The 6,158-nt window shown below is 58.5% G+C and carries 6 protein-coding genes; 1 reads left to right on the top strand and 5 read right to left on the bottom strand.

Features of this window, described 5'->3' with window-relative positions:
* Nucleotides 1-96 precede the first annotated feature (96 nt).
* The 5 genes from QMX98_RS31440 to QMX98_RS31420 form a co-directional block, all read right to left on the bottom strand.
* Nucleotides 97-861: a hypothetical protein gene (locus QMX98_RS31440; protein WP_282411919.1), complete on the bottom strand. Its 765-nt coding sequence runs from the start codon at nucleotides 859-861 to the stop codon at nucleotides 97-99.
* 491 nt (nucleotides 862-1,352) lie between these two features.
* Nucleotides 1,353-2,108, bottom strand: a complete 756-nt coding sequence (gene tcyN, locus QMX98_RS31435) for an L-cystine ABC transporter ATP-binding protein TcyN (RefSeq protein WP_010464805.1) — start codon at nucleotides 2,106-2,108, stop codon at nucleotides 1,353-1,355.
* Between the two features lie 4 nt (nucleotides 2,109-2,112).
* Nucleotides 2,113-2,778 (bottom strand): cystine ABC transporter permease, encoded by a 666-nt coding sequence (tcyL, locus tag QMX98_RS31430; protein WP_010464804.1) that lies wholly within the window; start codon nucleotides 2,776-2,778, stop codon nucleotides 2,113-2,115.
* Nucleotides 2,778-3,578 carry a cystine ABC transporter substrate-binding protein gene (tcyJ, locus tag QMX98_RS31425; protein ID WP_010464802.1) on the bottom strand — a complete coding sequence of 267 codons (801 nt, stop codon included), beginning with the start codon at nucleotides 3,576-3,578 and terminating at the stop codon, nucleotides 2,778-2,780. The genes tcyL and tcyJ overlap by 1 nt, the downstream gene beginning before the upstream one ends.
* A 350-nt stretch (nucleotides 3,579-3,928) precedes the next feature.
* A complete protein-coding gene (locus tag QMX98_RS31420; protein WP_010464800.1) occupies nucleotides 3,929-4,927 on the bottom strand; it encodes a D-cysteine desulfhydrase in 999 nt (332 codons plus the stop codon).
* Between the two features lie 190 nt (nucleotides 4,928-5,117).
* On the opposite strand from QMX98_RS31420, the gene epsC reads away from it, so the two are divergent.
* The gene (gene epsC, locus QMX98_RS31415) at nucleotides 5,118-6,044 is read left to right on the top strand and encodes a serine O-acetyltransferase EpsC (RefSeq protein ID WP_010464798.1); all 927 of its coding nucleotides are present in this window, start codon (nucleotides 5,118-5,120) and stop codon (nucleotides 6,042-6,044) included.
* Nucleotides 6,045-6,158 lie beyond the last annotated feature (114 nt).

Raw genomic sequence — 6,158 nt, 5'->3', positions numbered from 1 at the left:
GGCTTGCCCGCGAAGGCGGAGTGTCGGGCACCTTTGATGTTGGCTGGCACAGCGCCTTCGCGGGCAAGCCTCGCTCCTACAGGGACGGCGGTGTTTTTACTTTTTGCGCGTTTCGGCGGCTTTCAATTGCTCTTTGAACGGCACTTTCAGATAGGGATTGTTGCAACCGATCTTGAGCCAGCGCGGTGGTGCCCAGCCAGAGTTGTTGCCCACGCGATCGAGGATGCAGTAAGTCACCTCCAGCCGAAGGTCTTCGCCGGCTTCGAGAATGATCGCCGGCGGCACCCAGACCTGAACCGGCTGGCCCACCTCGTCGGCCTTGAGCTGCGGCAGGTCCATGCGCACATCACCCCAGCGCAGGGTGATTTCATCGTCGACGGCCATGTTCAGGTAAGGCTCGATGGTCAACGGCACGCCCCGCTTGATCTGGTTCGGATTGACCCCCTGACGGCGAATGGTTTCGGGGATGCCCACTGGCGCCAGGTGCTCGTTTTCGTGGCCGCACAGCGTGAGTGGCTGACCGCCCGGGCAATCGAGCTTGATCTGTACCCGTGTGGCGAGCGACAGCGCCGGCCCCTGTCCGACTTGCATGACGCGGTAGTGAATGCAGGAGGAGCCATTGGCAATGAAGCTTTGCGGCACACGCAGACTGACGACTTCGCCGACATCGTCGGCCATGAGGACGCGGGAGGCGACGTAGCAGTTGTCCCAGAACAGTTCGATCAGGTCGCCTTCGTCCATGCCGGGGTAGGGGGCCACATCGATCAGCAGATGGGCCGCCGAAGTGACATTGATGCCAGCCTTGTGGGATTGCGCCAGGGTAGGGGCCGCAAGTCCGGATTTATTCGAGGTGCTTGTCATGGGTTTCTCCTTGACGCCTTGCAGCGAAGTCCGTTTCTGAAAAAATCAAAAGGCGTGTATTACCGAGCAACAAAGTTGTTCACTATTTGCAAGTTTCAATAATGGTTTTTAACGATGGTTGACGCCTGCTGGGGACTAGATAAGAGTGCGCCTGAATAGGTGTCAATAGAACTGACTAGTTAAGTAGGGTATTCAGTGCTATTCAGAAAAATCCTACGCCTTGAAGTTAATATGCCGCACCGCTCTGTCGAATTTCGCCGCGTATTTATTGATTTTCGGGCGTGGGTGACGGCGACGGTGTGCTCATTGATGGCACTGGATCTGGCGGATTTTAGGCGCGTTGAATCTGTTGCAGAACATATATATGTACCGCATGCAGTTGTAAAAATTGATCTATTGTTCGAATGAACGAGAAGAGAGAATCGAGCGATGTGGGTGGCGGGGTAAGTTGTCACTTCCATCCATGGAAGTTGACAAATAGTGAAGCGATATTAAGGGTTGGTGTTATTCAGGAACTTGCTGAGAAACTGCTTCGTCCGTTCTTCTTTCGGGTTGGCAAACAACGCCTTGGCTTCGCCTTGCTCGACGATCACACCCTTGTCAAAAAACACCACACGGTTGGCCACGTCCCGGGCAAAGCCCATTTCGTGGGTAACGATCACCATGGTTCGCTTCTCTTCGGCCAGGCTGCGGATGGTCGCCAGCACTTCACCCACCAGCTCTGGATCAAGCGCTGAGGTGGGTTCATCAAACAGGATCACTTCCGGCTCCATCGCCAGTGCGCGGGCAATCGCCACACGCTGCTGCTGACCACCGGAAAGGCGTCGCGGGTAAGCGTCTTCCTTGCCCGCCAGGCCAACCCTGGCCAACAGCTTTTTACCCAGGGCAACGGCGTCGGCGTGCGGGATCTTCTTCACGATGATCGGGCCTTCGATGACGTTTTCCAGGGCGGTGCGATGGGGGAACAGGTTGAAGTTCTGGAACACGAATCCGACGTGCTGACGCAAGCGCCGCACCAGGTTCTGCTGCTGGTTCAACGGGCGGCTGCCATCGATCTCGATGTCACCGACCTTGATCCGGCCGCTGGTGGGTTCTTCCAGAAAATTCAGGCATCGCAGGAAGGTGGTTTTACCCGAGCCGCTAGGCCCTATGATCGCGACGACCTCACCTTCCTTCACTTCCAGATCGATGCCGTTGAGCACCACTTGACCCTTGAACTGCTTTGTCAGTTTTTCCACGACAATCATTGGGTCAGGACTCCTGGTCGTGCCGATTGACCCGCTCTTCCAACTTGTTCTGCAGGTGCGAGAGCACCGTGGCAAGAATCCAGTAGATCAGCGCGGCGGCAAGGTACATGGTGAACACTTCGAAGGTGCGTGCTGTGATCAGCTGCGCCTGGCGGAACAGTTCCGGCACCTGGATGGTGGCGGCCAGCGCGGTGTCCTTGACCAGCGAAATGAAGCTGTTGCCCAGCGGCGGTAATGCGGTGCGCATCGCTTGCGGGATAATGGCCCGGCGAAGGGTTTGCGCACGGGTCATGCCGATGCTGGCGGCAGCTTCCCACTGACCGCGCTCGATGGAGCTGATCGCGGAACGCAGGATTTCACAGGCGTAAGCGGCCATGTTCAGCGAGAAGCCGATCAGGGCCGCCGGCAGCGGATCGAGTTCCATGCCCAATTGCGGCAAGCCGTAATAGATCACGAACAGTTGCACCAGCAACGGCGTGCCGCGAAAGAACGACACGTAGATGCGGGCGATCCAGCTGACCAGCTTGAAGCGCGACAGGCGCATCAGTGCCAGGCCGAAGCCCAGCATGAGGCCGAAGAACATCCCGCCCAGGCTCAAGATGACCGTGTAGTAGGCCCCCTTGAGCAGGAAAGGCAGGGAGTCCAGTGCGAGTTGAAAAGCTTCTTCCATTATTGAGTGACGTCAGCGCTGAAGTATTTTTCCGAAAGCTTTTTCAGCGTACCGTCGGCACGCAGCTTGTCGATGGCTTTGTTCACCGCAGCCAGCAACTCAGGCTCGCCTTTGCGCAGGGCAATACCGGCTTCCTGACGGGAGAACGCTTCGCCGGCGGCGGTGGTGTCCTTGGCTTTCTTGGCGTATTCCAGCGCGGCCAGACGGTCGATCAGAATGGCGTCGATGCGGCCGACGCGCAGGTCCTGGAACTTGGTCGGATCATCGTCATAGGTCTTGATGATGGCTTTTGGCTGATTGTCTTTGAGCCACTGCTCGTAGTTGGTGCCCAGGCCTACGCCGACTTTCTTGCCGGCCAGATCGGCGGCAGACTTGATGTTCAGCTCCGCGGCCTTCTTGGTCAGCACCAGCGCCTGAATCCCGGAAACGGTGTACGGCTCGGAGAAGTCATACTTCTTCTTGCGCTCTTCGGAGATGGTCACCTGGTTGATCACTGCGTCCAGACGTTTGGATTCCAGCGCCGCGAGGATGCCGTCCCATTTGGTCGGTTGCAGTTTGACCTTCACGCCCAGTTCTTTGGCCAGGGCTTCGGAGAACTCGACTTCGAAACCGGCCAGTTTGCCGTCGGCGTCAACGAAGCTGAACGGTGGGTAAGTGCCTTCCAGACCGACGTTGATCACGCCCGCGTCCTTGATTTTTTGCAGCTGCTCACCGGCAACCGCTTGCCCCAGCAGACCGGCGCTCAGCGCCAAGCCCAGCGAACCGACCAGCAGATTTCGACGTAGTGCGGAAAAATTCATGACAAGCCCCTGTGTTTTCTTATGAAGACGCTTTTAGGAATGTTGGCAAAATCGGGATTTGGACGACTGCAATATCCTGCCCTAAAGCAGCGTATGCGTCTCGCTGCAAATTCGCCTGCGGCGTGACTATATGATGGCGCTTTTAGATAGGAAAATAATAAATATAGTGTTTGTTATTCTTTTATTTCATATGAGACACACGCGATTCCCTGTGGCGAGGGAGCTTGGTCCCGCTCGGCTGCGCAGCAGTCGCAAAATCAGTCTCCGCGGTCAACTGAGAAACCGTGGGGGACAGGTCTTGGGGCGCTGCGCACCCCAGCGGGAGCAAGCGCCCTCGCCACAGGAGTACTTCAACTGGTCAGCGAGTCCTTGTAGGCAAACAACGCTGGTGCCCCGCCGGTATGCAGGAAAATGATCGGGCCATCGTTGAACCGTTGACGACCGATGCCATCCAGCAACCCGGCCATGGCTTTACCGGTGTAAACCGGGTCCAGCAGCAACCCTTCCTGACTCGCCACCAGCTTCACCGCCGCCAGCGTTCCGGCATTCGGCTCGCCATACCGCGGGCCAAAATATTCGTCCCACAGTTCGATCTTGAAACCCGCCGGCAGGCTCACGCCCAGCAACTCGGCAGTGCGCTCGGCCAGGCCCTGGACTTTCGGGCGCTGATCTTCATCGCTACGGGACACCGTGACACCAATCACTGGCAAATCCGGCAGTACTTCACTCAGTGCCAGCGCCAGACCACTGTGGGTCCCGGCACTGCCCGAGGCCAGGACCACGGCGGCGAATTGCAGGCCGGTGTCCTTGATCTGTGCGGCCAGTTCCAGCCCGGCGCGCACATAACCCAAAGCGCCCAGCGCATTGGAGCCACCAATTGGCACCAGATACGGTTTCTTGCCGTTATTGCGTAAACGGTCGGCCAAGGCTTGCAGTTGCTCGTCGGCATTGTCGAGGTTTTCCACCAGCTCGACCTTGGCATCGAACAGGTCGAGCAGCAGCCGATTGCCGTTGCCCAGGTAGTTGGCGTCGTCGGTGCCCAATGGATTTTCCAGCAGCGCGACGCAGCCCAGGCCAAGCTTGGCCGCAATGGCGGCAGTCTGGCGCACGTGGTTGGACTGAAGCGCACCCGCGGTGATCAACGTGTCGGCGCCCTGGGCCAAGGCATCGGCCGCCAGGTATTCGAGTTTGCGCAGCTTGTTGCCGCCCATGGCCAGCGGTGTCAGGTCATCGCGTTTGACGTACAGATCACGGCCGAGCCAGGTCGACAGCCGTTCGAGTTTTTCAAGCGCGGTAGGGTGGCCGAGGAGGTCGAGGCGGTTAAAGCGGGCAAGCTGTTGTTTGATCATGGGTCCGTACTGGCCAAGGAAGATGTCAGGACTATAGGCACGGCTATATGCATGGGCAACCGTCAATCGCTTATAGCCAAAAGAACTGAACACAGCACAATTGGTTCTTAATTCGGCCTCCAGACCTTGCCGTAAAGTAATCGCCGACAACGCGGCCAGACACTCCGGCCGCCCGTGAGGAGTTTTTACCGTGAGCGAGCGTTCCAGCCATTGGCAATTGCAGACCATCGTCAGTCAACTGCGTACTGCGCGGGACCAGTGGCGCGCACAAAACGGCCGAGTCAGCGGCGAGCAGGGCGGTCGCGAATTGCCTTCCCGGGCCGCCATGGCGGAGATACTGGAAGCGCTGTGCGGTGCCTTGTTTCCGATGCGTCTGGGACCGGTGGATTTGCGTGAGGAGAGTGAAGACTTCTACGTCGGGCACACGCTGGACGTCGCGTTGAACGCGTTGCTGGCGCAAGCACGACTCGAACTGCGTTACGCCGCTCGTCACAGCGCCGAAGCTGACACCGAAGTGGAGGCCAAGACTATTGCGATCATTCAGGATTTCGCCCTCGCGTTGCCGGGGCTGCGCAGCTTGCTGGACACCGATGTGCTGGCGGCCTATCACGGTGACCCGGCAGCTCGTAGCGTCGATGAAGTGCTGTTGTGCTATCCCGGGATTCTGGCGGTAATCCACCATCGCCTGGCGCACCATTTGTACCGCTCGGGGCTGCCGCTGCTGGCGCGGATCAGCGCAGAAATCGCCCACTCGGCCACCGGTATCGACATCCATCCTGGGGCGCAGATCGGTCGCAGCTTCTTTATTGATCACGGGACGGGTGTCGTGATCGGCGAGACGGCGATCATTGGTGAACGCGTGCGGATTTATCAAGCCGTGACGTTGGGCGCCAAGCGCTTCCCTTCGGATGAGGACGGCCAGTTGCAAAAGGGCCATCCGCGGCATCCGATCGTTGAGGATGATGTGGTGATCTATGCCGGCGCGACGATTCTGGGGCGGATCACCATTGGCAAGGGCTCGACCATTGGCGGCAACGTCTGGCTGACCCGTAGCGTACCGCCGGGGTGCAACCTGACGCAGGCGAATTTGCAGCATGATGACGGGACGCAGAAGTAAGCTTCGAAATTTCAGCTGATTGCACCGGCCTCATCGCGAGCAGGCTCGCTCCCACAGTGGATAGGTGTTGGACCACAGATTTTTGAACGACACATCTCCCTGTGGGAGCGAGCC

The organism is Pseudomonas sp. PS02303 (assembly GCF_029959925.1).
GTDB lineage: Bacteria > Pseudomonadota > Gammaproteobacteria > Pseudomonadales > Pseudomonadaceae > Aquipseudomonas > Aquipseudomonas mandelii.
Note: the sequence above shows the minus strand (reverse complement) of the source record. Positions and strands in the feature narration are given on the sequence as shown.

What these genes read in the sequence shown, in the direction of transcription:
- QMX98_RS31440 (WP_282411919.1), bottom strand. Translation starts at nt 861, where the DNA reads ATGACAAGCACCTCGAATAAATCCGGACTTGCGGCCCCTACCCTGGCG.
- tcyN (WP_010464805.1), bottom strand. Translation starts at nt 2,108, where the DNA reads ATGATTGTCGTGGAAAAACTGACAAAGCAGTTCAAGGGTCAAGTGGTG.
- tcyL (WP_010464804.1), bottom strand. Translation starts at nt 2,778, where the DNA reads ATGGAAGAAGCTTTTCAACTCGCACTGGACTCCCTGCCTTTCCTGCTC.
- tcyJ (WP_010464802.1), bottom strand. Translation starts at nt 3,578, where the DNA reads ATGAATTTTTCCGCACTACGTCGAAATCTGCTGGTCGGTTCGCTGGGC.
- QMX98_RS31420 (WP_010464800.1), bottom strand. Translation starts at nt 4,927, where the DNA reads ATGATCAAACAACAGCTTGCCCGCTTTAACCGCCTCGACCTCCTCGGC.